General features: G+C 31.4%; 24 protein-coding genes and 2 rRNA genes. 10 read left to right on the plus strand and 16 right to left on the minus strand.

The features are described from left to right. The first annotated feature begins 101 nt into the window (after positions 1–101). From AC2TY9_RS04145 to AC2TY9_RS04155, 3 genes are all read left to right on the plus strand, one after another. Positions 102–2,982 (plus strand): 23S ribosomal RNA (locus tag AC2TY9_RS04145). 184 nt (positions 2,983–3,166) lie between these two features. Continuing rightward, a 5S ribosomal RNA gene (gene rrf, locus AC2TY9_RS04150) occupies positions 3,167–3,282 on the plus strand. A gap of 156 nt (positions 3,283–3,438) precedes the next feature. Further along, the gene (locus tag AC2TY9_RS04155) at positions 3,439–4,890 is read left to right on the plus strand and encodes an SLC13 family permease (RefSeq protein WP_489779671.1); all 1,452 of its coding nucleotides are present in this window, start codon (positions 3,439–3,441) and stop codon (positions 4,888–4,890) included. A 67-nt stretch (positions 4,891–4,957) separates the two neighbouring features. Here AC2TY9_RS04155 and rpsU read toward each other — a convergent pair whose 3' ends face one another. Beyond that, on the minus strand, positions 4,958–5,170 hold the full coding sequence (rpsU, locus tag AC2TY9_RS04160) for a 30S ribosomal protein S21 (protein WP_489779672.1): 213 nt from the start codon (positions 5,168–5,170) through the stop codon (positions 4,958–4,960). Positions 5,171–5,286: 116 nt separating this feature from the next. Here rpsU and moaC point away from each other — a divergent pair, with 116 nt between their 5' ends. From moaC to AC2TY9_RS04180, 4 genes are read left to right on the plus strand one after another with little or no spacing between them, the layout of a single operon-like run. Beyond that, positions 5,287–5,763, plus strand: a complete 477-nt coding sequence (gene moaC, locus AC2TY9_RS04165; protein ID WP_489779673.1) for a cyclic pyranopterin monophosphate synthase MoaC — start codon at positions 5,287–5,289, stop codon at positions 5,761–5,763. Between the two features lie 2 nt (positions 5,764–5,765). Continuing rightward, positions 5,766–6,029, plus strand: a complete 264-nt coding sequence (locus tag AC2TY9_RS04170) for an HP0495 family protein (RefSeq protein WP_489779674.1) — start codon at positions 5,766–5,768, stop codon at positions 6,027–6,029. A gap of 2 nt (positions 6,030–6,031) precedes the next feature. Continuing rightward, a complete protein-coding gene (locus tag AC2TY9_RS04175; protein ID WP_489779675.1) occupies positions 6,032–6,985 on the plus strand; it encodes a M15 family metallopeptidase in 954 nt (317 codons plus the stop codon). Then, the gene (locus tag AC2TY9_RS04180) at positions 6,957–8,345 is read left to right on the plus strand and encodes a M14 family metallopeptidase (RefSeq protein WP_489779676.1); all 1,389 of its coding nucleotides are present in this window, start codon (positions 6,957–6,959) and stop codon (positions 8,343–8,345) included. Before AC2TY9_RS04175 ends, AC2TY9_RS04180 begins: the two co-directional genes overlap by 29 nt. Position 8,346: 1 nt before the next feature. Here the strand turns inward: AC2TY9_RS04180 and AC2TY9_RS04185 are convergent, their stop codons facing one another. From AC2TY9_RS04185 to AC2TY9_RS04240, 12 genes are all read right to left on the minus strand, one after another. Next, a complete protein-coding gene (locus tag AC2TY9_RS04185; RefSeq protein ID WP_489779677.1) occupies positions 8,347–8,817 on the minus strand; it encodes a hypothetical protein in 471 nt (156 codons plus the stop codon). Beyond that, positions 8,807–9,289: a thioredoxin family protein gene (locus AC2TY9_RS04190; RefSeq protein ID WP_489779678.1), complete on the minus strand. Its 483-nt coding sequence runs from the start codon at positions 9,287–9,289 to the stop codon at positions 8,807–8,809. Before AC2TY9_RS04190 ends, AC2TY9_RS04185 begins: the two co-directional genes overlap by 11 nt. Positions 9,290–9,339: 50 nt before the next feature. Continuing rightward, positions 9,340–10,305 (minus strand): DUF302 domain-containing protein, encoded by a 966-nt coding sequence (locus tag AC2TY9_RS04195; RefSeq protein ID WP_489779679.1) that lies wholly within the window; start codon positions 10,303–10,305, stop codon positions 9,340–9,342. A 10-nt stretch (positions 10,306–10,315) separates the two neighbouring features. Further along, entirely contained in the window at positions 10,316–10,714 is a 399-nt protein-coding gene (locus tag AC2TY9_RS04200; protein WP_489779680.1) for a thiosulfate oxidation carrier complex protein SoxZ, read from the minus strand. Positions 10,715–10,722: 8 nt separating this feature from the next. Beyond that, complete coding sequence (locus AC2TY9_RS04205; protein ID WP_489779681.1) at positions 10,723–11,178, minus strand: thiosulfate oxidation carrier protein SoxY; 456 nt, start codon at positions 11,176–11,178, stop codon at positions 10,723–10,725. A gap of 12 nt (positions 11,179–11,190) precedes the next feature. Beyond that, complete coding sequence (locus AC2TY9_RS04210) at positions 11,191–12,390, minus strand: c-type cytochrome (protein ID WP_489779682.1); 1,200 nt, start codon at positions 12,388–12,390, stop codon at positions 11,191–11,193. After that, on the minus strand, positions 12,368–13,735 hold the full coding sequence (gene soxC, locus AC2TY9_RS04215; protein WP_489779683.1) for a sulfite dehydrogenase: 1,368 nt from the start codon (positions 13,733–13,735) through the stop codon (positions 12,368–12,370). Before soxC ends, AC2TY9_RS04210 begins: the two co-directional genes overlap by 23 nt. A gap of 365 nt (positions 13,736–14,100) precedes the next feature. After that, entirely contained in the window at positions 14,101–14,358 is a 258-nt protein-coding gene (locus AC2TY9_RS04220; protein ID WP_489779684.1) for a hypothetical protein, read from the minus strand. 26 nt (positions 14,359–14,384) lie between these two features. Next, positions 14,385–15,167, minus strand: a complete 783-nt coding sequence (gene surE / locus AC2TY9_RS04225; protein WP_489779685.1) for a 5'/3'-nucleotidase SurE — start codon at positions 15,165–15,167, stop codon at positions 14,385–14,387. Continuing rightward, positions 15,164–18,730 carry a DNA polymerase III subunit alpha gene (gene dnaE / locus AC2TY9_RS04230; protein WP_489779686.1) on the minus strand — a complete coding sequence of 1,189 codons (3,567 nt, stop codon included), beginning with the start codon at positions 18,728–18,730 and terminating at the stop codon, positions 15,164–15,166. Before dnaE ends, surE begins: the two co-directional genes overlap by 4 nt. A gap of 85 nt (positions 18,731–18,815) precedes the next feature. Next, a complete protein-coding gene (locus tag AC2TY9_RS04235) occupies positions 18,816–19,592 on the minus strand; it encodes a patatin-like phospholipase family protein (RefSeq protein WP_489779687.1) in 777 nt (258 codons plus the stop codon). Beyond that, positions 19,592–20,329 carry a UDP-2,3-diacylglucosamine diphosphatase gene (locus AC2TY9_RS04240; RefSeq protein WP_489779688.1) on the minus strand — a complete coding sequence of 246 codons (738 nt, stop codon included), beginning with the start codon at positions 20,327–20,329 and terminating at the stop codon, positions 19,592–19,594. Before AC2TY9_RS04240 ends, AC2TY9_RS04235 begins: the two co-directional genes overlap by 1 nt. A 79-nt stretch (positions 20,330–20,408) precedes the next feature. On the opposite strand from AC2TY9_RS04240, the gene AC2TY9_RS04245 reads away from it, so the two are divergent. Beyond that, a complete protein-coding gene (locus AC2TY9_RS04245; protein ID WP_489779689.1) occupies positions 20,409–21,560 on the plus strand; it encodes a glycosyltransferase in 1,152 nt (383 codons plus the stop codon). Here the strand turns inward: AC2TY9_RS04245 and AC2TY9_RS04250 are convergent. Continuing rightward, positions 21,549–22,103: a DJ-1 family glyoxalase III gene (locus AC2TY9_RS04250; protein ID WP_489779690.1), complete on the minus strand. Its 555-nt coding sequence runs from the start codon at positions 22,101–22,103 to the stop codon at positions 21,549–21,551. The two genes, AC2TY9_RS04245 and AC2TY9_RS04250, sit on opposite strands and share 12 nt — an antisense overlap. Positions 22,104–22,245: 142 nt before the next feature. Here AC2TY9_RS04250 and AC2TY9_RS04255 point away from each other — a divergent pair, with 142 nt between their 5' ends. After that, entirely contained in the window at positions 22,246–22,953 is a 708-nt protein-coding gene (locus AC2TY9_RS04255; protein WP_489779691.1) for a FlgO family outer membrane protein, read from the plus strand. A 5-nt stretch (positions 22,954–22,958) separates the two neighbouring features. Next, positions 22,959–23,567 (plus strand): FlgO family outer membrane protein, encoded by a 609-nt coding sequence (locus AC2TY9_RS04260; RefSeq protein WP_489779692.1) that lies wholly within the window; start codon positions 22,959–22,961, stop codon positions 23,565–23,567. On the opposite strand, the gene recJ is transcribed toward AC2TY9_RS04260, so the two are convergent. Both recJ and pyrG read right to left on the minus strand, forming a co-directional pair. Next, positions 23,562–25,127, minus strand: coding sequence for a single-stranded-DNA-specific exonuclease RecJ (gene recJ, locus AC2TY9_RS04265; protein ID WP_489779693.1), 1,566 nt, complete (start codon positions 25,125–25,127; stop codon positions 23,562–23,564). The genes AC2TY9_RS04260 and recJ overlap by 6 nt on opposite strands. Then, positions 25,127–26,743, minus strand: coding sequence for a CTP synthase (gene pyrG / locus AC2TY9_RS04270; protein ID WP_489779694.1), 1,617 nt, complete (start codon positions 26,741–26,743; stop codon positions 25,127–25,129). Before pyrG ends, recJ begins: the two co-directional genes overlap by 1 nt. Positions 26,744–26,836 lie beyond the last annotated feature (93 nt).

Below are 26,836 nucleotides of genomic sequence, written 5' to 3' on the forward strand. Positions count from 1 at the left end.
TATGTTTAATAAGATAGTAGCCAAGGAATAATTATTCAAATAAAGCAATTAACTTTAATTAGTTAATTTCTCAAATAAGGTAGAAGTAGAGATACTTTTATTAATAAGCTATTAAGGGCTAATGGTGGATGCCTAGACTGTAAGAGGCGATGAAGGACGTACTAGACTGCGATAAGCATTGGGGAGCCGTCAAGAGGCTTTGATCCAGTGATTTCCGAATGGGACAACCCAGCATGTTATGCATGTTATCCTTTCGAGGAGGCGAACCTGGTGAAGTGAAACATCTCAGTAACCAGAGGAATAGAAATCAACCGAGATTCCGGTAGTAGCGGCGAGCGAAACCGGATTAGGGCACTTAGTGATAATATTTAAGATAGAAGAATTACCTGGAAAGGTAAAGCATAGAAGGTGATACTCCTGTATTCGAAATCTTTAATATGGTACTAGGCTAAGGAACGAGTAGGTCGGGACACGTGATATCTTGACTGAATATGGGGGGACCACCCTCCAACCCTAAATACTACTTACAGATCGATAGTGAACAAGTACCGTGAGGGAAAGGTGAAAAGTACCCCAGTGAGGGGAGTGAAATAGAACCTGAAACCATTAGCTTACAATCATTCGGAGCCCTATGTTTTATACAGGGTGACGGACTGCCTTTTGCATAATGAGCCTGCGAGTTGTGGTGTCTGGCAAGGTTAAGCCAAGTGCGAAGCCGTAGCGAAAGCGAGTCTTAATAGGGCGAATTAGTCAGATGCTGCAGACCCGAAACGAAGTGATCTATCCATGAGCAGGTTGAAGCTGGTGTAAGAGCTAGTGGAGGACCGAACCGGTAGGCGTTGAAAAGTCTTCGGATGACTTGTGGATAGGGGTGAAAGGCCAATCAAACTTCGTGATAGCTGGTTCTCTCCGAAATATATTTAGGTATAGCCTCTAGTAGTAGCGTATAGGGGTAGAGCACTGACTGGGCTAGGGCTGCTTACCGCGGTACCAAACCCTATCAAACTTCGAATACTATACGTGTAATCTAGGGAGTCAGGCGTAGGGTGATAAAATCCTATGTCGAGAGGGGAACAACCCAGACTAACAGCTAAGGTCCCAAAGTCAATGTTAAGTGGAAAACGATGTGGAGTTACTGTGACAACCAGGAGGTTGGCTTAGAAGCAGCCACCCTTTAAAGAAAGCGTAACAGCTCACTGGTCTAGTGATTCTGCGCGGAAAATATAACGGGGCTAAACATTGCACCGAAGCTTTAGACTCAATTAATTGAGTGGTAGGAGAGCGTTCTATTCAGCGTTGAAGATGTACCGGTAAGGAGCGTTGGAGCGGATAGAAGTGAGCATGCAGGCATGAGTAGCGAGAAAAGAGGTGAGAATCCTCTTCGCCGAAAACCCAAGGTTTCCTACGCGATGCTCGTCATCGTAGGGTTAGTCGGGTCCTAAGTCGAGTCCGAAAGGGGTAGACGATGGCAAATTGATTAATATTTCAATACCAACAAATAAGCGCGATGTGGGGACGCATAGAGTTAATCGAGGTCACTGATGGAATAGTGGCTCGAAGGAAGTAGGTTGTATCTTAGGCAAATCCGGGATACATTAGACCGAGATCTTACAGGCTCTTGACGCTCTTCGGAGCAGATTGAGAATCGATGATACTGTCGTGCCAAGAAAAGCCACTAAGTATATTATTTGTTGCCCGTACCGTAAACCGACACAGGTGGGTGGGATGAGTATTCTAAGGCGCGTGGAAGAACCCTGGTTAAGGAACTCTGCAAACTAGCACCGTATCTTCGGTATAAGGTGTGCCTACTTTGGTATAGAGATTTACTCTCAAAAGCTAAAGAGGTTGCAACAAAGAGTCCCTCCCGACTGTTTACCAAAAACACAGCACTTTGCTAACACGTAAGTGGATGTATAAGGTGTGACGCCTGCCCGGTGCTCGAAGGTTAACTGATGATGTTAGCGTAAGCGAAGCATTTGATTGAAGCCCGAGTAAACGGCGGCCGTAACTATAACGGTCCTAAGGTAGCGAAATTCCTTGTCGGTTAAATACCGACCTGCATGAATGGCGTAACGAGATGGGAGCTGTCTCAACCAGGGATCCAGTGAAATTGTAGTGGAGGTGAAAATTCCTCCTACCCGCGGAAAGACGGAAAGACCCCGTGCACCTTTACTACAGCTTGACACTGTAGCTTGGATATTCATGTGCAGGATAGGTGGGAGGCTTTGATTCATAGACGCCAGTTTATGATGAGCCATCCTTGAGATACCACCCTTGAATATTTGAGTTACTAACTGCGAGGAGTTATCCTTCTTCAGGACAATGTCTGGTGGGTAGTTTGACTGGGGCGGTCGCCTCCTAAAAAGTAACGGAGGCTTACAAAGGTTAGTTCATGGCGGATGGAAATCGCCAGTTGAGTATAATGGCATAAACTAGCTTGACTGTGAGACATACAAGTCGAACAGAGACGAAAGTCGGTCATAGTGATCCGGTGGTTCTGTGTGGAAGGGCCATCGCTCAAAGGATAAAAGGTACGCCGGGGATAACAGGCTGATCTCCCCCAAGAGCTCACATCGACGGGGAGGTTTGGCACCTCGATGTCGGCTCATCGCATCCTGGGGCTGGAGCAGGTCCCAAGGGTATGGCTGTTCGCCATTTAAAGCGGTACGCGAGCTGGGTTCAGAACGTCGTGAGACAGTTCGGTCCCTATCTTCCGTGGGCGTAGGAAAGTTGAAGAGATTTGTCCCTAGTACGAGAGGACCGGGATGAACGTACCACTAGTGTACCAATTGTTCTGCCAAGGGCATCGTTGGGTAGCTACGTACGGATGTGATAAGAGCTGAAAGCATCTAAGCTCGAAGCCAACTCTAAGATGAACTTTCCCTGAAGATCCCAGCAAGACTAGCTGGTTGATAGGCTAGATGTGTAAGCGTTGTAAGACGTTTAGCTGACTAGTACTAATAGATCGTTTGGCTTATTTTATATATTTCTTGGTTTACTATCTTATTAAATGTATAGCATTTAATACAAATTGTGTAAGACGTTAGCAATAACGCAAAGACTTTTAACATTTAACTTTTAAAACTCATAGAACCTAATGTGAGTAAAGAGAGTAACGTTACTAATTACTAGTAACCAATTACTAATTACTTTCTTTACTCATATTGCTGGTGGTTTTAGCGAAGTGGAAATACCCAGCTCCATTCCGAACCTGGAAGTCAAGCACTTCTGCGCTGATAATACTGCAGGGTCCCCTTGTGGAAACGTAGGCCGCTGCCAGCTCTTGAGTATATATTTGTACTAAAAAAGATTATCATCTTTTTCAGGGACAAATTCTGAAGCTTCATTCTAGTTAACTCTTTTTAGTTGATCTGGGTGAAGCTTTTTTTTTAGCCTTTTTATAATATTATACGCAAAATAAAAATTACAAGATCTCGTATGAAACAACAATCAAAACTAATAATTAATGATTTAAAGAGTAAACTTAAAAACAGTGTTAAACATTCTATATTTAAATTTGTATTTTCTTTTTTAGGTGCATTTTTATTAACATTTATCCCAGATTATTCTTTTTTATCCTATGATGCATCATTAATGCTATTTATATTGCTTATATCAGCTTTTTTATGGATGACTGAAGCAATTCCAGCCTTTGCAGTTTCTTTTTTAATAATAGCCCTTGAAATACTTTTATTAGGTTATCACAATTTTGATTTTGATGCTTCTAATAAAGAATGGGTCTATTATTTAAAAGCATGGTCAAATCCATTGATATTTTTGTTTATGGCTGGTTTTATTATGGCAATAGCTGCTTCAAAAACAAAATTAGATTTATGGTTAGCAAAAAGAGTATTATTTTATTTTGGAAATAAGCCACACAATATATTAACAGGCTTGATGTTAATAACCTTTGTATTATCTATGTTTATATCAAATACTGCAACTACTGCTATGATGATGACACTTTTAATTCCTATGTTGAAAAATATGAATAAAGATAACCCTTTTCAAAAAGGTATTTTAATAGGTATTGTAGTTGCCGCTAATATTGGTGGTATGGGTACAATTATCGGTACTCCTCCAAATGCAATTGCTGTTGGGATATTAGGTGACAATGCACCAAGCTTTGTAGAATGGATGATAATTGCTTTACCTCCAGCCGTTTTACTTACAATAATATTTCGATGGTTAATATTAAAAAAATACAAGTCAAATGAAGATATTATAGATATAAACAAAGTAAAAAAAGTTTCTCACTTTGATGATTCAACAAACACATTTACAAAAGTTCCTACAATACCAAGTTGGAAAAAGAGTTTAGTAATAATTGTATTTTCAATTACTGTATCATTATGGCTTACTGGACCATTACATCATATTCCAACTCCTGTTGTGTCTTTATTCCCAATTGTTGTTTTTACTGTTTTTGGGATAATTAATAATAATGATATAAAAGAGATTAATTGGGATGTTATTATACTTATAATTGGTGGATTGTCTTTAGGTGCAGGTGTTACTAAAACAGGTTTGGATGCTTGGATAGGAACCCAATTTAGTATAGAAGGCTTAGCTCTATTTTTTATTGCTTCAGTTTTTACTTTTATTGTAATACTAGTATCAAACTTTATGAGTAATACTGCTGCTACAAATATTATGTTACCTTTAGTTGTTGCCCTAGTTAGTAGTATGGGAAGCTCAATTGTTTCTTATATGGTAATTAGTGTGGCTTTATGTGCTTCATGTGCAATGATACTTCCTGTGTCTACTCCACCTAATGCAATTGCTTTTTCATCTGGAAAGTTAAATTCAAAAGATTTTATTTTAATTGGTTTAGTTGCTGGACTATTAGGTCCAATTTTAATATTATTGTTGTTAAGTATTTATATTTAGAATTAAATGAAAAATTGAGTAAAAAAAAGCCCCGATAAAATCGAGGCTTTTGGTAGAAAACGAATTCTTATAATCTTGATTCGTATCTTCTAAGCATGTATAATCTTTTAAGCATTTTCTTTCTAGCAGAAATTTTTTGTTTTTTTCTGATTTCAGTCATTGGCTCAAAAAATCTTCTAGCTCTAGTTTCAGTAACAATAAGATTTCTATCACATTGCTTCTTAAACCTTCTGTAAGCTTCGTCAAAAGATTCGCTTTCTTTCACTTTAATGCCTGGCATATAAAGTTCACCTTCTTTCTTTTTAAATTTAGGCGCTCATTATATTTAAACTTTGCTTAATTTTTATTTAATTATTATAAAGATATAATCGGGTAGTTTAGAATAAGGTTTATAAATTGGAATTAACACATTTAGATAATAATGATAGACCAAAAATGGTTGACGTTTCTTCAAAATCAGATACAACAAGAATAGCTGTTGCTTCTGGAAAAATAAGTATGAGTCAAGAAGCATATGATGCAATTGTTCAAAATAATACAAAAAAAGGCCCAGTTTTACAAACAGCGATTATTGCTGCAATTATGGGAACTAAAAAAACAAGTGATTTAATCCCTATGTGTCACCCTCTTTTATTAAGTGGAATTAATTGTGATGTAGAAGAGATACCAACACTTCCTGGTTTTAAACTTTTTGTTACAGCAAAACTAACTGGGCAAACTGGTGTTGAAATGGAAGCCTTAACTGGTGTTTCTGTTGGACTCTTAACTATTTATGATATGGTTAAAGCAATTGATAAATCAATGGTTATATCTGATGTTCAACTAGAAAAAAAATCAGGTGGGAAAAGTGGCGATTTTACAAGAGGTGAATAGATTTGATTGATTTAAATAAACATAAACTAGAATTAGATTACCCATGTAACTGGAAATATAAAATTGTTATAATTGAAAGCATTAATGTACAATATATTTCAAAAGATGTTTTTGGGGAAAGAGATCATAAAGTGAAAGAATCTAATGTTAGTAAAAAAGGCAAATTTAAAAGTTATAATATAGAATTAATAGTTCATAGTGATGATGATAGAAAAGAGATACATAGGTTACTAGACGAACATAAAGATATTAAAATGGTATTATAAAAATGCAAAGAAGAGATTTTTTTAAAGCAGCAGCACTATTATATGCATCAAAGCAAAACCTTTTAGCAGATGAAGGCAATATTTTTAGCGATTTTTTTTCAAAACTATTTTTTGATGATGAAAAAAAATATGTTGTTTTAGATAAAGATACTTTAGAAAAAAAAGAGATAATAATTACTAAAGAGCAGATTGAGAAAACTCCTGAAGCTATAATTGAAGAAGAAAGCAATATTGTAGATAGCATTCAAGAGAAAAAAACTGAATTAAAAAGTAATAATTTAATAAAAAAAGATATTTATATTGAAGATAAGTATAAAAAAGATTTTATTTCAGTAAGAAAAAAACTATCAGCAATTCAATCATATGTAGGATATGGGAATTTTAATATAGCTTCATTTGATTATAGTTTAAAAATTGCAAGAAATGTAAGTGGCATTGGTCAATTTACAAAATCAGAATTAGAATTTTTAGAATCTATTTTTTATTATGATCCTAAAATGCATGGCTTTTATGGGGAAAGAATTTCAAAAAATTTAACAGATAAGATTAACAATAAAGAAGTTATAAAAATACCTTATACTGGACACTACTTATTTAGAGGCCATTCAGAAGAAACTTATTATAAAATGGTTGATGATATTGGTGAGTCTATGGTTTTGACTTCAGGTATTAGAAGTATTGTAAAACAGACAAAACTATTTTTAGATAAATTAAATTCTGAAAATGGAAATTTTACAGTTGCTGCAAAGTCTCTAGCTCCTCCAGCATATACCTATCATACAATTGGTGATTTTGATGTTGGGAAAAAAGGATTCGGTCATGCAAACTTTACATCAAGATTTGCCTTAACACAAGAATTTTTAGCTATGAGAAAACTGAAATATATAGATATGAGATATACAATTAATAACAAAGATGGAGTAAGATATGAACCTTGGCATGTTAAGGTTATTTAAATTAATAATTACAATTTTATTTGTACAAAACCTTTACGCAAATACCACCGTAATAGATTTTAATTTTATTAAAAAAGGTATTCAAGATGATAATACCCTATTAATTGTTGGTGGAATTCAAGGTGATGAACCCGGTGCTTTTATGGCAGCTTCATTAATTTCAACACATTATAAAATTACAAAAGGTTCTGTTTGGGTTGTACCAAATTTAAATTTTTATTCAATTATAAAAAGAGATAGAGGTCCTTTTGGTGATATGAATAGAAAATTTGCCCATTTAGATGAAAATGATCCTGACTATAATTTAGTTCAAAGAATCAAAAAATATATAAAAGCACCAGAGGTAAAGTTAGTATTAAATTTACATGATGGAAGTGGTTTTTACAGAAAAGAGTATACAAACTGGACTTTTTCTCCTGATAGATGGGGACAAAGTTCAATTATAGATCAAACTACTTTAGATATTAAAAATTATGGTAACTTAGAAGAGATCTCTTCAGTAGTATGTGAACATGTAAATAAGAACTTATTAAGAGAAAGAGATGCTTATAGAGTAAAAAACACTCATACCAGAATGGGTGATAAAGAGATGGAAAAAACTCTAACTTATTTTGCAATAAATAATGGAAAAGCTGCCTTTGGAAATGAAGCAAGCAAATCTTTACCTTTATATGAAAGAACATATTATCATCTTCTTGCATTAGAAAAATATATGCAAATTATGGGAATTGAATTTGAAAGAAAATTCGATTTAGATTTAGTTGCAATAAAAGATGTTATTGACAATGATATTTATATCTCTTTTTACGATGACAAAATTCAACTTCCTCTATCAGAGATTAGAAATGTATTAAATTATTTCCCTGTGAAAAAAGATGGGACTTTAGATTTTAAACCTTCAAATCCTTTGATGACAATAATCAAAAAGAATAATTATTTTAGTATCTATTATGGAAATAGATTATTAGCAAATCTAAAACCAGACTATTTTGAGATGGAAGAGTTAAGCGAGAATATTTTAATGAACATTGATGGAGAAGAAAAAGCTGTCAAAATTGGTTCTATTGTTGATGTTGATTCAGACTTTGAAATTAAACCTATAAAAGATTTCAGAGTTAATGTTATTGGCTTTGTTAAAAAAGGCAAAAAAAATGAGGTTGGTATTAATATCAAAAAACATAAAATATTAAAAAATTATTCTGTTGATAAAAAAGGTAAAGTATTTAGAGTAGAGTTTTATAAAAAAGATAAATTTGCAGGAATGGTTTTAATTAACTTTGATAAAGCAAAATTCAAAAAAAGTAAAAACTCTGTTGCTTCTAATGAAGATAAAGAGCTTACTTTTTTATCTGTTATGTAATTTAAAACTTAAAAATAAACCAAAAGTCACTATAAATTTCGATTGTAGCTTTATTTCGATTTTCAAAGTGCTCTTTTAAATCAAAACTCTCTTTTCCATAGTTGTCTTTATATTCTTGAATAAAATTGTTATAATCTTTTTCCTTTATTGCAGTTATTCTAAAAGTAACTAGGTCATATTTTTTATTTTCTACTTCAAACTCTTTATGTTCTAGTTGACTTACATTTATACCAGCATAACGTTTTTCATCATCTTGTGTTAAATTCATTTCAACATTTGCTCTCATTGCAGCAAAGGTATGTAAAAACTGTTCAATGGGAACAGTTAAAGAGTTAACTTCTAAAGCAGAATTATTATCATAAGCCCAGCCACCAGTAACATCAAGATTTACACTAAAAATATCTTCTAAAACACCAGCAATATCATCAACAGCTGGTAGTTTATCAAATTTTATATTATCATTATAATTCATCTTCAATTTCCATTTTTACAACAAATTCATCAAGTGGCATTTGTTTATAGTTTTTTGTAATTATATATTTTAATTCATGTATATATTCTTGAACATTTCTATATCCAATTGCACTATAAAATATATTTGAATCTCTATCCATAAAAAGTGTAGCTGGATATGCTGTTGCTTTTACATGTTTTGCAAACTCTTTTGGATAGCCTTTAAAATCTTTGAAAATGATATCTACTTTCTTTGCAGTATAGATATCAATTAAGATGAAATTTTCTTCAATCAACTTCGTTATTGTCTTGTTCTTAAAATTTTCATCAAGCATAGCTTCACAATAAGGGCAATCTGGAATATGAAAAAATATCATAAGTTCTTTGTTTTCTTTTTTTGCCTCTTTTATTTTTTTATCAATATCTATAATGTCACTTGCAAAACTATTAATTGAAAAAAGTATAAGTAAAAAACTAAATATATATTTCATAATTACCTCTAAAAAAGATTATAAAAAAGCCCAAATAAATTGGACTTTTTTTATTCGATAGTACTATCTATTGCAGATTCTAATTGATCTTGAGCATCAATAAGTGGAGTTAATGATTCATCATCATAAATATTTGTAGACATAATCCAGTTATAAACTGAAGGATATCCCATTCTAGTGAATTTTTCACCTTTTTTCTTGTACATATACATAGTACAAGGTGCAAAGGCTCCCACTTCTGGATGTTTTTTATGAACTGGATAGATAACCTCTAGTTTACAAATAGAATAGGTGTCATATAGTTCATAATCATCTACATCATTTTCTGATAAGTCATCAATTACAGGGTAGAATCCAGCAACAATAAATCCTAATGATTCTATTTCCCCTTCCATCGTTTCTTGATAACTATCTTTTGCATCCTCGATATCATCACCATCTTCAACTTTTAGTTCAAAGGCAAATCTAGTAACTAACTCACCATCAGGTCTGATTTTTTTATAACTTAGCTCAATAAACTCACCTTTAGGTAATGCCTTTTTTAAAGCTCTTGTCATTTGGTCATGTAAAGCAATTAAGTCTTTATTTGTTTTTGGAACTCCTGAAATTCTGGACATACCTGTCAAAGATAAAGATGAAATATTTATAGTTTTACCATCTTTTGAATATACCGATGTACTTAATGGAGCTAAAAGTCCAAATTCTGGATAGTCTTTTAAAAGTTTAGCACCATATTTTTTATTATGTACAAACATTAGTCTATAGATTTTAAAATCTTTACCACCACCAAATCTTTTTTCAAAAGCAACATTCATATTATTGTTACCAACTATTTCAAAACCAGTATCTTTGAAAGCTTTTTCAATTGTTTTAGCAGTGATTTTACCATCACTATTTTTCATACTGTAAATTCTAATATCTTCTCTTAACTTATCTTGAGAAGCTAGAGCTTGTGATAAGTTTGCAAATAAGAAGATTGCTAGAAAACTAAGTAGCGAAAGAAACCTTTTATTCATAATATTTCCTTTATCTTTTTCTTGCAGCAAGTTCAACTTCTTTTTCGTAAGTTTCACCTTTTCTGTCCATTGCAATAATTTTAAGAGAATCACCATATTCTGTATCTTTCCTCTTGATACCATTGTCTAACTCTCTACCTGTTAATTTTCTTCCAATTTTGAAACTATCACATTTAAACTGGAATTTAAAAATAGGGTTTTTAGAAAAGAATTGACTTGTTGAAATATCAAGAACTGTTTCTTCTCCCACTTTTCCAGTTATGTGAGTGATAAAGTTTGCATCATCCCTATTACCTGTTTTAGATTTTGCTTGATTATATGTAATCATAGGGTGTGAAAATGCCATTTTTGCAGTTGCTACACCATTTTTAATCTTAATTTTTACTGCTGTTATTTTATTTCTTGCCATTTTATTTCCTACCCTTCACATCCACCAGCTGCAACTTCTGTTTCAGCTTTGGCCATGTATATTTTCCCATCCTTTGCTTCAACTAATACCATAACGGTACCACTTTCAGCCATCTTAATTTTTACATCATATTTTTGTAAATCATATTTGTTTGTTTCATAAACAGCAACTGCACTTTCTGGGTTTGCATCTTGAAATAGTGCAACTGTTTTTGCATCCAATGATGTTTCAAACTTAACAGGAACTGCTGCTCCACTTGAATTGATTTTAGGAATTTTGATTTTAATTTTATCTGTTTCAATTACATCTTTTACTCCATATAATGCTTTTGTGGCATCATCAATTGTATGAGCTTCCCATACTTTTGGTTTTAGTTTTCTATAATCAGTTGCTCTTAGATTCATAGGAACTACAGAAAGTGCGATTAAACTTCCTGCAAAAGTTAAAAAATTTCTTCTATTCATTAATATTCCTTTTTAAAATTTCAACATGTAGTCAACAACTTGTTTAAACTCTTCATCATTAAGTGAAGAACCACCCTTTGCTGGCATACCCATATTAGTACCTTCTAAAGCATTTTTATATACTTTTTCCATCCCTTTTGCTAAGTATGAAGACCATGCAGCTTTATCACCAGCTTTTGGTGCAACTCCAGTGTTATGACACATTGTACAATTTGCTTCATAAGCTGCTTTTGCATCAAAACTCACTTTGTGTGCATCATCTTTTTTTACAACAGGTAAATCTCTTACTACTGAAATAGGAGGCTCAAAATCAGTAATACCAGCACCTTCTTCAAGTCTTACAATATTTTTAGTTTGTTGACAGTTTGACATACATGGTTTTTCATCTTTTGCTAATCTTTTTGCACTATAGTTTGATGGTACTTCGTAGAATGCTCTAACATTTTCAACTCCATTAGGTCCATCAATATCAGGAATAAATCCATTTCTATTTGGCATATAGATCTTCTTGAACTTTTCTTTATCTAGTTTAAAAGTTTCATTTACAATTTCACCATTAACTTTCATCCCATTGATATATAACATATATGCTACAAGAGAATAAGTTTCATCATTAGTTAGTGTTTTAGATTTAGTATGAGGCATGGCATCTCTAATATACCAAAACAAAGTACTTGCAACTGGCCAATATGAACCAAATACTCTAGAAGGTCCTTCTGCCGTTGGGTTTAACCACCTATTGTTTTTAAGTGTTCTTTTCATCTCTTTTGCTTTACCAGCAGATAGTGCAGGGTAACCACCTCCACCGCTACCAAAGTCACCATGACACATGATACATTGTTGCTCATAAAGAATTTCACCTTCATCAACATATCCATATCCATCAGGTAGACCTTCATTTAAACCATTGATATCTTTATTCCAAGCATTGTATTCGTTTTTTGTGGGTACTCTACCATGATTGAATGATGCTTTTATTCCATCTTCACCTTTAGAAATATCTGAGTTTTTATACACTTGAGGATTCACTTTATATGGTCCTGTTTGACCATCTTTAATAGGGTAGTAAACTCCACCACTAATATCTTTTTGTGCATTCCATAAGCCATTATAAGCTGAGGTCTCAGATTCTTTTGCTTGTGAAACTGTTATTAGTGCAGTAGCTGTTATAAGTGAAGCTACTAATGTTTTATATTGATCTAACTTGAACATGGTTTACCTCCCCTTTTTCATTTACTTCCCAAGTTTCAATTGCATTTCTATGGTAAACAGATTCAACACCCATACCTTTATTTTTATCTTTTCCATAATCTTCTTTTTTTACATCAAACCCAAATACTTCTTGGTCTATAGTTGGTTGAACAAATCCAGCATCATCAATTGCTCTTGAAGTTAATAAAAGTTTTTCACCTTTTTTATATTTATGAATATAACTCCATCTTGTCCAACATTTTGGAAGAACTAAACCTTTAATATTTGCTTCAACATAGTTATTCCCACCATCAAATGATAAATCTACTCTTGTAATTGTTCCCATACCAGACCAAGCTAAACCTTCAATTTCAACCATTGTTCCATCTTCTAAATCTGTCCATGGTTTTTCAGGACTTGGTATTACAACTGTTGAATTTACTTCATTTGCATAGAAGTGTTGAACAGCTTTTCCTGTAGGTTTAAGGGCTGTATATTTTGAAGTTTCCTCTTTTGCATACCAAGGTTCATCTGCAAAGTCTAATCTTTTTAGCCATTTTACACATAGATTCCCTTCCCAACCTGGAAGAAGTAATCTAACTGGATAACCTTGTTCTGGTCTTAGTGCTTCACCATTTTGTCCCCAAACAATCATGGCATCATCTAACACTTTTTCTACTGGAACTGATCTTCCCATCTCTGAGTTATCACTACCTTCTGCTAGCATCCATTTTGCTTCAGGTTTTAATCCTAAATCTTCTAAAATAGTTTTGATATAAACACCAGTCCACTCTGCACATGACATAAATCCTTTTGCAAATTGTAAAGAGTTGTATTGAGGTCTTCTCCACTCTTGCCCACCATTAGCAGGACATTCAATAAAGTGAGTTCTTGTTACCCTTGGATATCTTTTTAATTGAGCAAGTGTTAGTACGATGGGTTTTTCAACTAGTCCCGTTATCATAAGTCTATACTCATTTGGATCAACATGAGCAGTTCCACCATGAGATCTTGAAAAGAATAAACCATTTGGAGTGATAATTCCATCTGATTCATGAATTGGTGCAACAGCAATAGAAGCTCTATAATTACCTGAAGCTAAAAGTTTTGTATTTCTTCTTGTTACATTGTGTTCATAAGCTGAAGGGATACCATATCTATTTTTTGTAACTGGATCTCCCCAAGATTGTCCCCATTTAGGGTGGTGCATAATTGCAGGGTCATCTTCTGATGCTTTAAGTAATGATGGAGCAACAACACTACTTGCTGCAACTGCACTCATGGCACCAGTTTTTTTGAAAAAGTCTCTTCTACTAATCACTTTTTGTGTTTCATTAGTATTAGAATCTTTAATAAAATCTGACATATTTTTCCTTTTTCTAATATTCAAAATGAGTGAAGCTTAGGAGTTAAAAAAGCTTGTACATCTATTGTTAAAGATTCTAAATAAATTAATATTAATTATATATAAGTATAACTATAAGCTTTATTTATGTACATTATTATATAAATATATATTATGGTACTATTATTACTTTATCTTATTAAAATGTTTAGAAAAATACAATTTTATGGGAATTTATGCGTTTAAAACTTGTTTTTATTTGTTTTATAATAAGAAAGAATTTTTTTTAAAAAATGAATGATTTTTTTATTTTGTGTCTTTTTTACACAAAAAATTTTAGTAATAGCAGTTTTTGATAGGAATACTCCTATCAAAAATTTAAAATCTTAGTAAACTAATTCTTGTTTTATTTTTTCTTGATTTAATTTTTTACAAGCTGATTTATATAGTTCATTTATTCTATCTTCATCATCACCAAGTTTTTCTGAAATATCTTTTAATGATACTCCTTCTTCAATGGCAATAAAAATTTTATACTCTTTTTTTGTAAATCTTCTTTTTAGTACTTCTTTTAATTCCTGGCTATCTTTTAAGTCGCCAACAAGTTTTTCTATATGAGTTAGTATAGATTCTTTTAAATCCAATTTTATTCCTTTTTTAAAATTTGTTATTATAACCAATTATTTAGTTTTTCAATATCATCATATGAAGTTAAATCTAACATTATTGGAGTAATAGATACATAATTTGCTTTAATTGCTTCAAAATCACAGTTTTTGTCAGGACTCTCTTGCCAAATTAGAGGGTGTAATCCAATCCAATAAAACTCTTCACCTCTTGGGTTATAGTGTCTATGTGTATCGTTTCCATATTCTCTAAATCCAGCTTTTGTGATTTTAATACCTTCACATTCTTCAATTGAGATTGGAGGGATATTTATATTTAAAAATTTTCTTTTTTCTAATGGAAATTCATTATCAAGAATCTTCTTGGCAATATTTGCAATAGTTTTTTTTGCTAATGCAAAATCCCATCCATTTTTTATATCTTCACATCTATTCTTACAAACTTGTGAAATAGCAATTGCAGGAACACCTTGAAGAACAGCTTCCATTGCTCCTGCTGCTGTACCACTATAAGTAATATCCTCACCCATATTTGCGCCAATATTTATACCGCTAATTACTAAATCAGGTTTGTAGTTATCTTTAAAAAGATTGTTTAATGATATAAAAATGCAATCACTTGGAGTTCCATCATCAACTTTATAATTATCATCGTCAAAGCTATCTAACCTTAGAGGTTTATCAAGAGTAAGTGAATGACCACATGCTGATTTGTTTTTTGCAGGTGCAACAACTGTTATTTTAGCAATAGGACTTAAAGCTTCAATTAAGGCCTTTAATCCAATTGCATCAAATCCATCATCATTTGTTAGTAAGATTTGTTTCATGCTACTACATATGCTCCATCAATACTTTTTATTAATTCTTCTACTTTCGAAGTTACACTAAAACCACTTTCTAGTTCTATATCAGCTAGTTTTGCTTTTACAACAATTTTAAGAGCTCGTTTCCCTTGATTATTTGCAACAATATCAAAAAGCTTGTATACACTATCAGCATTGTCTGTATGGGGAAGTGCAATTGTTAAAGGGGGTTCCTCTTTTTCAACATGCTTTGTTTTTACCTTGTCTTTTTTTGCATCTGCTAAAGATTCAATTTTTAAAATATTCATTCTTGTAAAGTCACCATCTTTGGTAACCTTTACTTTAAAGGCAATTGGTTCTGAGTCCCATGGGTTTGATAAATCAATACCAAAATCATTTTCTAACTCTTTTAATCTATTTTCAAAAAGCATAATCTCAATATTTCCATGAAGGTCAAGTACATTTGCTATACCAAATTTATTACCTTTTTTAGAGATTTTTTGAGTTATCTCTTCAATTTTTCCAATTATAAGAGCTTGTGAGCCATCTGCAACTTCGTCAATTCCTGAACTTAGAGTATATTTGATTTTATCAAGTTCCTCTCTATATCCATCAAGGGGGTGACCTGATACATAAAAACCTAAGGAAGCTTTTTCAAATTCTAAAATCTCCTTTGGCTCAAACTCAGGAAGATGTTCAAGTTCTATTTCTACCCTTGTTAATTCTTCACTATCTCCAAATAATGAACCAGTTGACATCTTTTTAGCAAGCATTGCCTTTCCAACAGTTTCACCAATTATCTCAATTTGTTCTAGCATTGCTTTTCTTGAATAGTGAAAACCATCTAAGGCACCAGCTTTGATTAAAGCTTCAATAACTCTTTTATTTACTTTACTACCATCTATTCTAGAGATAAAATCAGATAAGTCTTTAAACTCACCATTTTCATTTCTTTCTTTAATAATCGTATTAATTGCTACATCTCCAGCCCCTTTAATGGCACCCATACCAAACATAACAACCTCTTGCCCATCTGTTTGTCTTGCTGAAAATACTGAGAAAGATTTATTAATATCAGGTGGAAATAGTTCGATTCCCATTCTTTTAACTTCGTCCACATACTTAACAACTTTATCTGTATTATCTTTTTCAAGTGTAAGTAATGCTGCCATAAATTCTGTTGGGTAATATTTTTTTAAAAAACTTGTATAGAAAGTTACAAGTCCATAGGCTGCTGAGTGAGATTTGTTAAAACCATATCCGGCAAATTTTACAATCAGGTCGAATAACTCTTCACAGTGTTCTTTCACATAACCTTTTTTTACTCCACCTTCAGCAAATTCACCTTTAAGTCTATCCATCTCTTCTTTAATCTTTTTACCCATTGCCCGTCTAACTAAGTCGGCACCACCAAGGCTGAATCCACCAATAGTTTGTACGATTTGCATAACTTGCTCTTGGTAAACAATAACCCCATAAGTTGGTTCAAGAATTGGTCTTAAAGGTTCAACAAATTCATCATAAAAGTAAGAGATTTCTGCTCGTCCATGTTTTCTATCAATAAAGTCATCAAGCATCCCTGACTCCATTGGACCAGGTCTATAAAGTGCAAGCATCGCAATAATATCTTCAAATGAAGAAGGCTTTAATCTTTTTGCAAGATCTTGCATACCAGCCGATTCTATTTGGAATAACCCAATTGTATTCCCCGATTGAATTAAGTCATATACTCCAGTATCATTAACATCTTCAAGTATGAAGTTGATTCTTTTCCCATGCCGTTTTTCAACAAGTTTATTTGCTTCTTCAATAACTGTTAGAGTCTTTAATCCTAAGAAGTCAAATTTAATTAAGTCAACATCTTCAACATATTTACCATTATATTGAGTCGCAATTGTATCAAGCCCACTTGGTTTAAATAGGGGTGTTTTTTTCCACAAAGGTTCATTTGAAATAACAACACCTGCCGCGTGTGTTCCTGCATTTCTATTTAAACCTTCTAATGCTAGGGCAAACTCCCAAGTTCTTTTTGATAAAGGGTCTGTCTCACAAAGCTCTTTGATTTTTGGTTCTTTCTCATATGAATCAGTTAGATTAATACCAAGTTCATCAGGGATAAGTTTTGCCATTGCATCCGCTTTTGAGTATGGCATATCAAGAACTCTAGCTACATCTCTAATAACTCCTTTTGCAAGAAGTTTACCAAAGGTGATAATTTGTGCAACATTGGCACGACCGTATTGTTGAACAACATAATCAATAATTTCACCCCTTCTACTTTGACAGAAGTCCATATCGATATCTGGCATCGATATCCTTTCTGGATTTAGGAATCTCTCAAAAAGTAAGCCATAAGGCATTGGGTCAATATCTGTGATATATAAAGAATATGCAACTAAACTTCCTGCTGCTGAACCCCTTCCAGGACCCACTGGGATTTTCATTTGTTTAGCCACAATAACGAAGTCCCAAACAATAAGCATATACCCGGGGAATTTCATATTGTTGATAATATCAATCTCAACTTGTAATCTATCTCTATACTCTTGGTGTTTATCTTCAGGTACAATTTTAAGTCTATCTTCTAAACCTTTCCAACACTCATGAATAAAAAGTGTCTTATCGTTTTCTAAAGAGTATTCTTCCTCTGGAAATGGTATTTCAAGGTTTTGCTCTTTTAATTTATTTCTAGTAAATTTAAAATTTGGTGGAGTAGGGTTTCCTAGTTTAATCTCTAAATTACATTTATCAGATATTTCTTGAGTTGCTTCAATTGCTTCAGGAATATCTGCATAAAGTCTTGCCATTTGTTCTGGAGACTTTAAATAAAATTCATGAACACTATGTCTTAATCTATTTGGATCATCATAAAGTTTATTCATGGCAATACACATAAATGCTTCATGTGCATCAGCATCTTTTTGTTCTAAATAATGGGTATCATTTGTGGCTACCACTTTTATACCAGTTTCTTGTGCAATTCTTAATATTTGGTCATCTACATAGTGTTGGTCTCCAATACCATGTCTCATGATTTCAAGGTAGAAATCATCCCCAAAAATATCTTTATATTCTAAAGCGATATTTTTTGCAGCTTCATAACCTTTTGCACCATTTTTAACATTTCTTTCATTTTGTAAATTAAGATGCCAGTTTATCTCCCCTTGTAAACAAGCAGCAGAGCAAACTAGTCCTTCTGAGTTTTCTCTTAGAAGTTTTTTGTTTATTCTTGGGTAGTAGTAAAAACCATACATATATGCTTGTGACGAAAGGTACATTAAGTTTTTATATCCTGTATCATTTTTTGCATATAAACATAAGTGAAATCTCTGTCTATTTGTTTTATCACTAATATCTTCTGAATTGTGAATATATGCTTCCATCCCAATGATTGGTTTTATACCTTCTGCTCTCATTGCATTATAAAAGTCAATGGCTCCAAACATGTTACCATGGTCTGTCATTGCGACACTCTTCATACCCATTGCTTTTATTTTTTTAGCTAAAGGTTTAATTTTATTAGCACCATCTAAAAGTGAATATTCTGTATGTAAATGTAAGTGTGTAAATTGTGGAGTTTGTGACATGATTTTAACTTTTTTATATAGATTTAATTTTTTGTGATTATATCCAATGCCACATAAAAGTCTTAAAAAATTTTAGGGTTTAATTTTATACTTTAAGAGTAGATTTATTAGTCAGAAAAATCTTTTTTGCTTCTTTGTACCCAAAGTTAAAGCAGTCATGTAATTCTTTGAAAGTAAACATCGAATAATCTCTTATTTCATAACTTCCAAGATATGTATTAGCATTTAAAATAGAGTATGTGTGATTTCTATAAAGTTGCGTAAAAAGACCTTTTTTTAAATATTTAATAGGATTTAATCTAAATTTTTTAATTTTTCTATGACCCTTTGGGAAAAGATCAATTGCAAAAACTTCATATTCTTCTTTTTGAAAAACTTTTATTGGTAAACAATCAAAAAGTCCACCATCAATTAGATACATATTTTCATAAGAGATTGGTTTAAACAGTGGGATTAAAGCACTTGATGCCATACATAAAATATGGGAATCACCTTTATCAAAATAGTGTAATTGCCTCTTTTTTAAATCATAGGCAGTCACATATACTTTTTTGGGTATCTCTTCAATTTTTGAAATGGGAAGTAGGTCGTTTAATATTTTGTGGTTTCTTTCTATTTTTAATAAACCATTTTTAAAATAGTTGAATTTTAAAACACTTTTTAACTCTTTTGAAGAGAATATTTTTAGTTGTTCTTTTGCTTTTACCCCTGAAGCGTGTGAGGCTGAAATAATAGCTCCAATTGAACTGCCTGAATATGCATCAATTTGGATATTATTTTCTTCCATGAAATCTAAGACACCAAGATGAAAAGCACCTCTTGCCGCACCTCCACCTAAAGAAATAGCAAATTTTTTCTCCATTAATCCTCTAACCAGTTAATAATTTTAAACTCACCTTCATATGTTTCAACAATAGCAGTACAAGACTCAACCCAATCTCCACAATTGATATATTCAATTGTATTGATATCTTTAATTTCAGCTTTATGAATGTGTCCACAAATGATACCTTTGTATCCCTTATGTTTTGCATGGTTTGCTAAAGTATCTTCAAAGTCAGTTATAAATGAAACAGATTGTTTTACATTATCTTTAATATATTTAGAAAGAGACCATTTTGATTTAATGCCTAATCTTAATCTAATAACATTAAATATTTGATTTAAATTTAATAAAAAGTCATATCCATAATCACCTATAACGGCAAGCCATCTTTTTGTCATAGTGATTGAATCATAAAAGTCTCCATGGGTAACTAAATACTTTTCCCCATTTATTGCAGTGTATTCAATCTCATTTTTTATATCTAAAGAGTTTCCTAAAACTAATGGAACAAAAGGTCTTAAAAACTCATCATGATTACCTGTTATAAATACTACATTACAACCTTTTCTAGCTCTTTTTAATATTTTTTGAATAACATCAGAGTGAGATTGAGGCCATATGAATTTTCTTTTTATAGCCCATCCATCAATAATATCACCTACTAAAAATAGATTTTCACTTTCATTATTTTTAAAAAAGTCTAAAAGTTTTTTCGTATTTGAAAATTTTGTCCCTAAATGGACATCTGATATAAATATGCTTTTGTATTTCATGAAATGGATTTTATTACCCTTTGATTACAACTTAATAACATGTAACACCCATGTAATCAACAAGTAATAGAATATTTAAATGGAAAAAATAAAAATTTGTTTAGTAAGTGATACTGTATATGATGTTAATGGTGTTTCAAGATTTATCCAGGATTTTTCAAAGGAAGCCTTAGTTTTAAAAAAAGATTTTTATGTTATTACATCAACTAAAAAAAACCATTATGAAAAAATATCAAATATAAAAAATATCAAGCCTTTATTTACTATGAAAATGCCCTTTTATAAATCATTAGATTTAGTTATGCCAAATTTTTTTAAAATAAAAAATGAGATAAAAAGATTGAACCCTGATTTATTGCATATTTCAACTCCAGGGACTGTTGGTTTATGTGCGCTTATAAGTGCAAAAATACTTAAAATACCAATTGTTGGAATTTATCATACAGATTTCCCCGCTTATATGTATAAAAATACAAAAAGTAAATTTATAAAAAATGGAACTATCTTATTTTTAAAACTATTCTATAAAAGTTATAAAGCTCTTTTTTCTAGGTCAGAAGAGTATTTTAAAACCATTGAAGAGCAACTAAACTTCAAAAAAGAGGATTTATATACTTTAAAAGCTGGGATTGACATAAAAAACTTTGATAAAAAGTTTAAAGATGATTCAATTTGGGAAAAATATGGAATTGAAGAAAAAAAGTTTAAATTTTTATATACAGGTAGAGTTTCAGTTGAAAAGAATGTTGATATTCTTTTAAAAGTTTGGCAAGAAAATTTCTTTAAAGAGTGTGAATTAATTCTAGTTGGAGATAAAGAGATAGAGTTTTTAGATAAAGATGAATTAAAAAAAAGTAATATTACCTTAGTTGGTAGAAAACAAGAGTTAGAACTATCCCAACTTTATGCGTCATGTGATTGTTTTATTTTTCCTTCAACTACAGACACTCTAGGGCAAGTTGTTATGGAAGCTATGTCATCAGGAATCCCTGTTATTGTTACAAATAAAGGGGGACCAAAAACTTTTGTAAAAGATGATTGTGGATATATAATAGATTTAGATAATGAAACCCAATTAAGTGAAGCTATTTTAAAAATGTCAAAAAAAGATGAAGTTTATTATTTAAAAAAAGAAAAAGCGTATTACTTTATGAGAGATAAATCTATCTCCCATAGTTTTTTAGATTTTTGGAATAAAAATCAAGAGATTTTAGAAAAACTAAAAATGTGAAACCAAAAGTCCATTTTTAATATTTTGAAAAGTCTCCTCCCCTTCTAATATTTTTACTAATTCTAAAGCAAATTGCATTGCTGTTGCTGGACCTTTTGAGGTGATAACTTTCTCATCTATTACTACATCTTGTTTATCTGTATATGTTGAAGAGTCAATTTTTTCCTCAAAACTAGGATAACAAGTATAAGTATTGTTTAGCACCTTTGCTTCATGTAAAGCATAAGGTGAGGCACAAATAGCTGTCACGTATTTATCAGAGTCTTTCATTTTTTGTAAGGTATCTTTTACAAGTTGTGATGAAGCTAGATTCTGACAGTTTTCTGCTCCACCTGGAAGAACTACCATTTCAAAGCCATCTAAATTTGAAATATTTTCAAGTTTCTCATCGGCTTTGATAGTAATTGCATGAGCTCCTTGTGTAAATATATCATTAATTGTTGCTACAGTTATATCAACTTGTGCTCTTCTTAAAATATCTATGATTGAAACAGTTTCAATCTCTTCAAATCCACTAGAAATTATTACTAAAACTTTTGACATATAAACTCCTTTTTCAACTTTAATTGAGATTTTATCACAAGTTTGAAAAATTGGGGCTTTGTAAGGAGTCTTTTAGTTAGATTTTTAAGATAATATAAGTTATTTTTTAATAAAATCTTAAGAACTATAAAAAGGGGATTTTATGCTTAAAACTTTTGCTAAATCATGTCTTGTAATTGCCTCTGTATCTTTATTTGCAGGATGTAGTCTTTCAAATCTTACAAGTTCAGAAAATACAAGTAACACAAATACTACAAAAAGTACCAAACAAAAAACTTATGTTGATAAGAATGTTGAAAAAGAAAATCAAGATGTTCAAATCACAAAACAACATATTCAAATTGCAAATGATAGACAATTGAATATTACTTCTCAATCTACTTTAGAAGCCACTATTAATTCATTGGCTACACAAATGATGAGAAATCAAAAAATGTCAACTAGCAAACCTGTTTTAATAACATCATTTGTTAGATTAGACAATTTTAAAAGAACAACTGAGTTTGGAAGAATTGTTAGTGAAAGTTTAATTAATGAGATGTCAAATAGAGGTTTTAATATAATTGAATACAGAGGTCAAATGGCTGTCTCTGTTAATGAAAGAGGTGAATATTTTATTACAAGAAATCCTCATAAACTTAAAGATAAAGTTCCAAATACATATGTTGTTGTAGGAACTTACTCAAGACAATATGGTAAGGTTATGTTAAACGCAAGAGTTATGGACAATATAACAGGAAGAATAATAACAAGTGCAAGGGCAACATATAACCATAATATGAAGAATGACTGTTTGATTTTTAAAGATTGTCAACCTGCAAGAACTATTAAAATTATAGAAGAAAAATAGATTTAATGAAACTTCAATTTTTCAAAGTATTAAAAGTTTTTATACTTTTAATGCTTCCTTTATCTTTTATCTCTTGTACTCAACCTAATTTAGTCGTTAAAGATTTTGCAATTATAAATCACAAAGATTTAAGTGGGGCTAATAGTTTTGGTTCTTTAGTTGAGAGTTTAGTAAAAAAACAAGAAAAGAAAATTTTAACAACATTAAAAGATGAGGTTGTATTAATCTCAGATTTTGTAAATATTGAGAAATTAAATAATAAATCAAAATTAGGTTTTTTATTAGCTGAAAATTTAAAAAACTCTATTTCAAATAGGGGAATTATAATTAAGCAAGTTGAACTAAGTAGATATTTTCAATATGGTAAAAGTGGATTTAACATGTTGACAAGAAAACATAGTGAAATTATTCAAAATGAATTAGATAGTCAATATGCACTTATTGGAAGCTATACTTTTACAAAAGAGAGTTTAATCGTATTTATGAGATTAGTTGATATTCAAAATGGAACAATATTAAGCTCAGCAACAGGCTCAACTTTAATGGATGGTGAGATTAAAGAAATGGAAATGGAAAGTAAAAGACCAAATGTAATTACACCAATGGTCTTATAATATATCCTGAATCAAAAATTGAGGGTTTATTTGCCCTCTAAATTCATTTTTATTTACCGATACAACCATATCGATATAATCTGCTAAAATCTTTCTATCTGCATGAAATCTTAACGCTTCAAACACATATCCATTGTTATTTAAAGTTAATTTTAAATGGTTTTTATCTTTACCAAAAAGCTCTGATCTAATTACTTTTGAATTGCTAATTTTAAAAATAGGTCTATGGTTTTGTAATCCATAGGGTTCAAATCTTTCAATGATATCTAAAAACTCTAAGTCAACACTTGATAAATCAAGCTCACCTAAAACATGATGTTCTATATGTAATTCTTCAGGTTCTACATTTAAAAGTTGGTTTATTCTATTTTTAAACTCTTCTAGATTTTTTGCTTCAAGGGATAATCCTGCTGCATTTTTATGTCCACCAAATCCTAAAAGTAAATCAGAGGTTTCAGTGATAATAGTATGAAGATTTATATTTGCATTTGCTCTAGCACTTCCCTTTGCAATTCCATTTTTAATTGAGAAAATAAATGCAGGTTTTTTATATGAGTTTGACAGTTTTGATGCAACAATACCTATAACACCTTCATGCCAATCTTCTCCCCAAACTACAACTGCATTATCTTGAGGATTTGTAGCATTATTCGCTTTTTGTGAAATCTCTTCTTGCAAAGTTTTTCTGTAGCAGTTTAGCTCTTCTAGCATTTGTAGTGCATCATTTGCTTCATATTGATTTTGTGAAAGTAAAAAGGCTAAGGCTATTGAGGCATCATCCATTCTTCCTGCACTATTTATCTTTGGAGCAATTGTAAAACCAATATCATCTGATACATATAGATCTTTTTGCATCATCTCATTTATCTTTATAAAAGCAGGTCTAGTTGATTTTTTTATCATCCTTAAACCTTGTCTAACCATAGTATAATTAAGACTTGTCATTGGCATAATATCAGCAATAATAGCAACACATAAAAGATCAAAAAATTCTTGTAAATTTATATCAAAATTAAGCTCTTTCTTTAGTGAAGCACATAAATACCAAGCAACTTGAGCTCCACAAATATCCTTAAAAGGAAAGTTGCAGTCTTCTTGTTTAGGATTTATAATAGCATATGCATTTGGAATTTCACTACCAACTGTATGGTGGTCTGTGATAATTAAATCAATATTCTTTTCTTTTAGTTTTATTGCTGCTTCACAAGCAGAAATTCCATTGTCAACAGTTATTACTAAGCCTTCATTAATCATATCAACTATTTTAGGGCTTAATCCATAACCATGTTCAAATCTATTTGGGATAATATATTTTACATTTACATTTATTTTTCTAAAAAAATCAACAATAATAGTAGTTGAAACAACACCATCAACATCATAATCACCTACAATAGTAATTTGCTCATTGTTTCTTATAGCTTCTTTTATTCTTTTTGAAGCTTTGTTGATATCTTTAAAGCTATCAGGGCTTGGAAGTTCAGCAAGTTTTGTGTACTTCTCCCCTTTATGTCTAGCTCTTAATAAATTAAATAACTCTTTTTTAGTGATTTTAGTCATTAATTATTTGTATTAGCGTGTCTTACAAATTCTGTAATAATTGGATTAGGAGTTTCTAGATGTGAAGTAAATTCAGGATGGAATTGAACTCCCACAAACCATGGATGATCTTTAATTTCAACAGCTTCAATTAGTCCATTAGATTGTCCAGAAATAATCATTCCAGCTTCTTCTAATCTCTCTTTATATGATGGGTTTGCTTCATATCTGTGTCTATGTCTTTCATAATAAATTTCTTCATTTCCATAGGCTTTTTGTAAGTTTGAACCTTTTAAAGGTTCAAATGGGTATTCTCCAAGTCTCATTGTACCACCCATTGGTGATTTGTGAGTTCTTAATTGCTTGTCTCCATTTTGGTCAATAAATTCATCAATTAAATAAATAATTGGTTCATTTGTTTCAGGGTCAAACTCGATAGAGTTTGCTTCTTCAATATCAAGAATATTTCTAGCATATTCTATCACTGCTAATTGCATACCAAGACAAATTCCAAGATATGGAATTTTGTTTTCTCTAGCATATTTAATAGCTTCAAGTTTTCCTTCAACACCTCTATGTCCAAAACCACCAGCAACTAAAATTCCATCAGCATTACCAATAACATCATAAGCCCCGGTATCTTCAATTCTTTGTGAGTCACACCAGTGAATATTTACTTTTGTATTTAAGTGAGCTCCTGCATGAATAAGTGATTCTATAAGAGATTTATATGATTCTTTTAAATCTAAATATTTCCCAACAAAGGCAATAGTTACCTCTTCTTGAGGAACTAAAATATTTTTTACTAAAGTATCCCATTTTTCCATATTTGGTTTTAGTTTTACATTGAAGTGTTCAGATAAAGGATTTAAAATTCCCTCTTTTATAAAGTGTAGAGGTACAGAGTAAATTGATTGAGCATCTCCAGCTTCAATAACAGCATTTCTATCAACATCACACGAAAGTGCTAATTTATCTTTTAAATTTTTTGGAAGAGGTCTTTCTGTTCTACATACTAACATATGTGGTGTAATACCAATTCTTCTTAATTCTTGAATTGAGTGCTGAGTAGGTTTTGTTTTTAATTCACCTGCAGCTTTAATAAATGGGATTAAACTTACATGAATATTCATAGTATTTGATTTTGGAAGTTCATGTCTAATAGCTCTAATTGCTTCCATAAAAGGTAAACCTTCGATATCTCCCACTGTTCCACCAAGTTCTATAATTAAGAAATCATTTTCATCAGCAGCTGCATAAATTCTATCTTTGATTTCATCTACAACATGAGGGATAACTTGAATAGTTTTACCTAAATATCCACCTTCTCTTTCTCTTCTAATTACACTTTGATAAACTTGGCCAGTCGTAAAAGAGTTTTTAGCTGTTAAAGTCTTATCAATAAATCTTTCGTAGTTTCCTAAGTCTAAGTCTGTTTCTGCTCCATCTGCTGTAACAAATACTTCACCATGTTCAAGTGGACTCATTGTTCCTGGGTCAACATTTAAATATGGATCAATTTTTAGCATAGAAACATTAAAACCTGATTGTTTTAAAATAGTTGCAATAGATGCAGATGTAATACCTTTACCAAGTGAACTTAATACTCCACCTGTTACAAATATAAATTTTGTCATTGTAAGAAACTCCGTGATTTTGAAAAAATAAATAAAAATTATTCGCGATTATAGCTAATAGTAAGTAAATAAGAAGTTAACTAAAAGGAGATT

Source organism: Arcobacter sp. ISO1 (assembly GCF_058105185.1).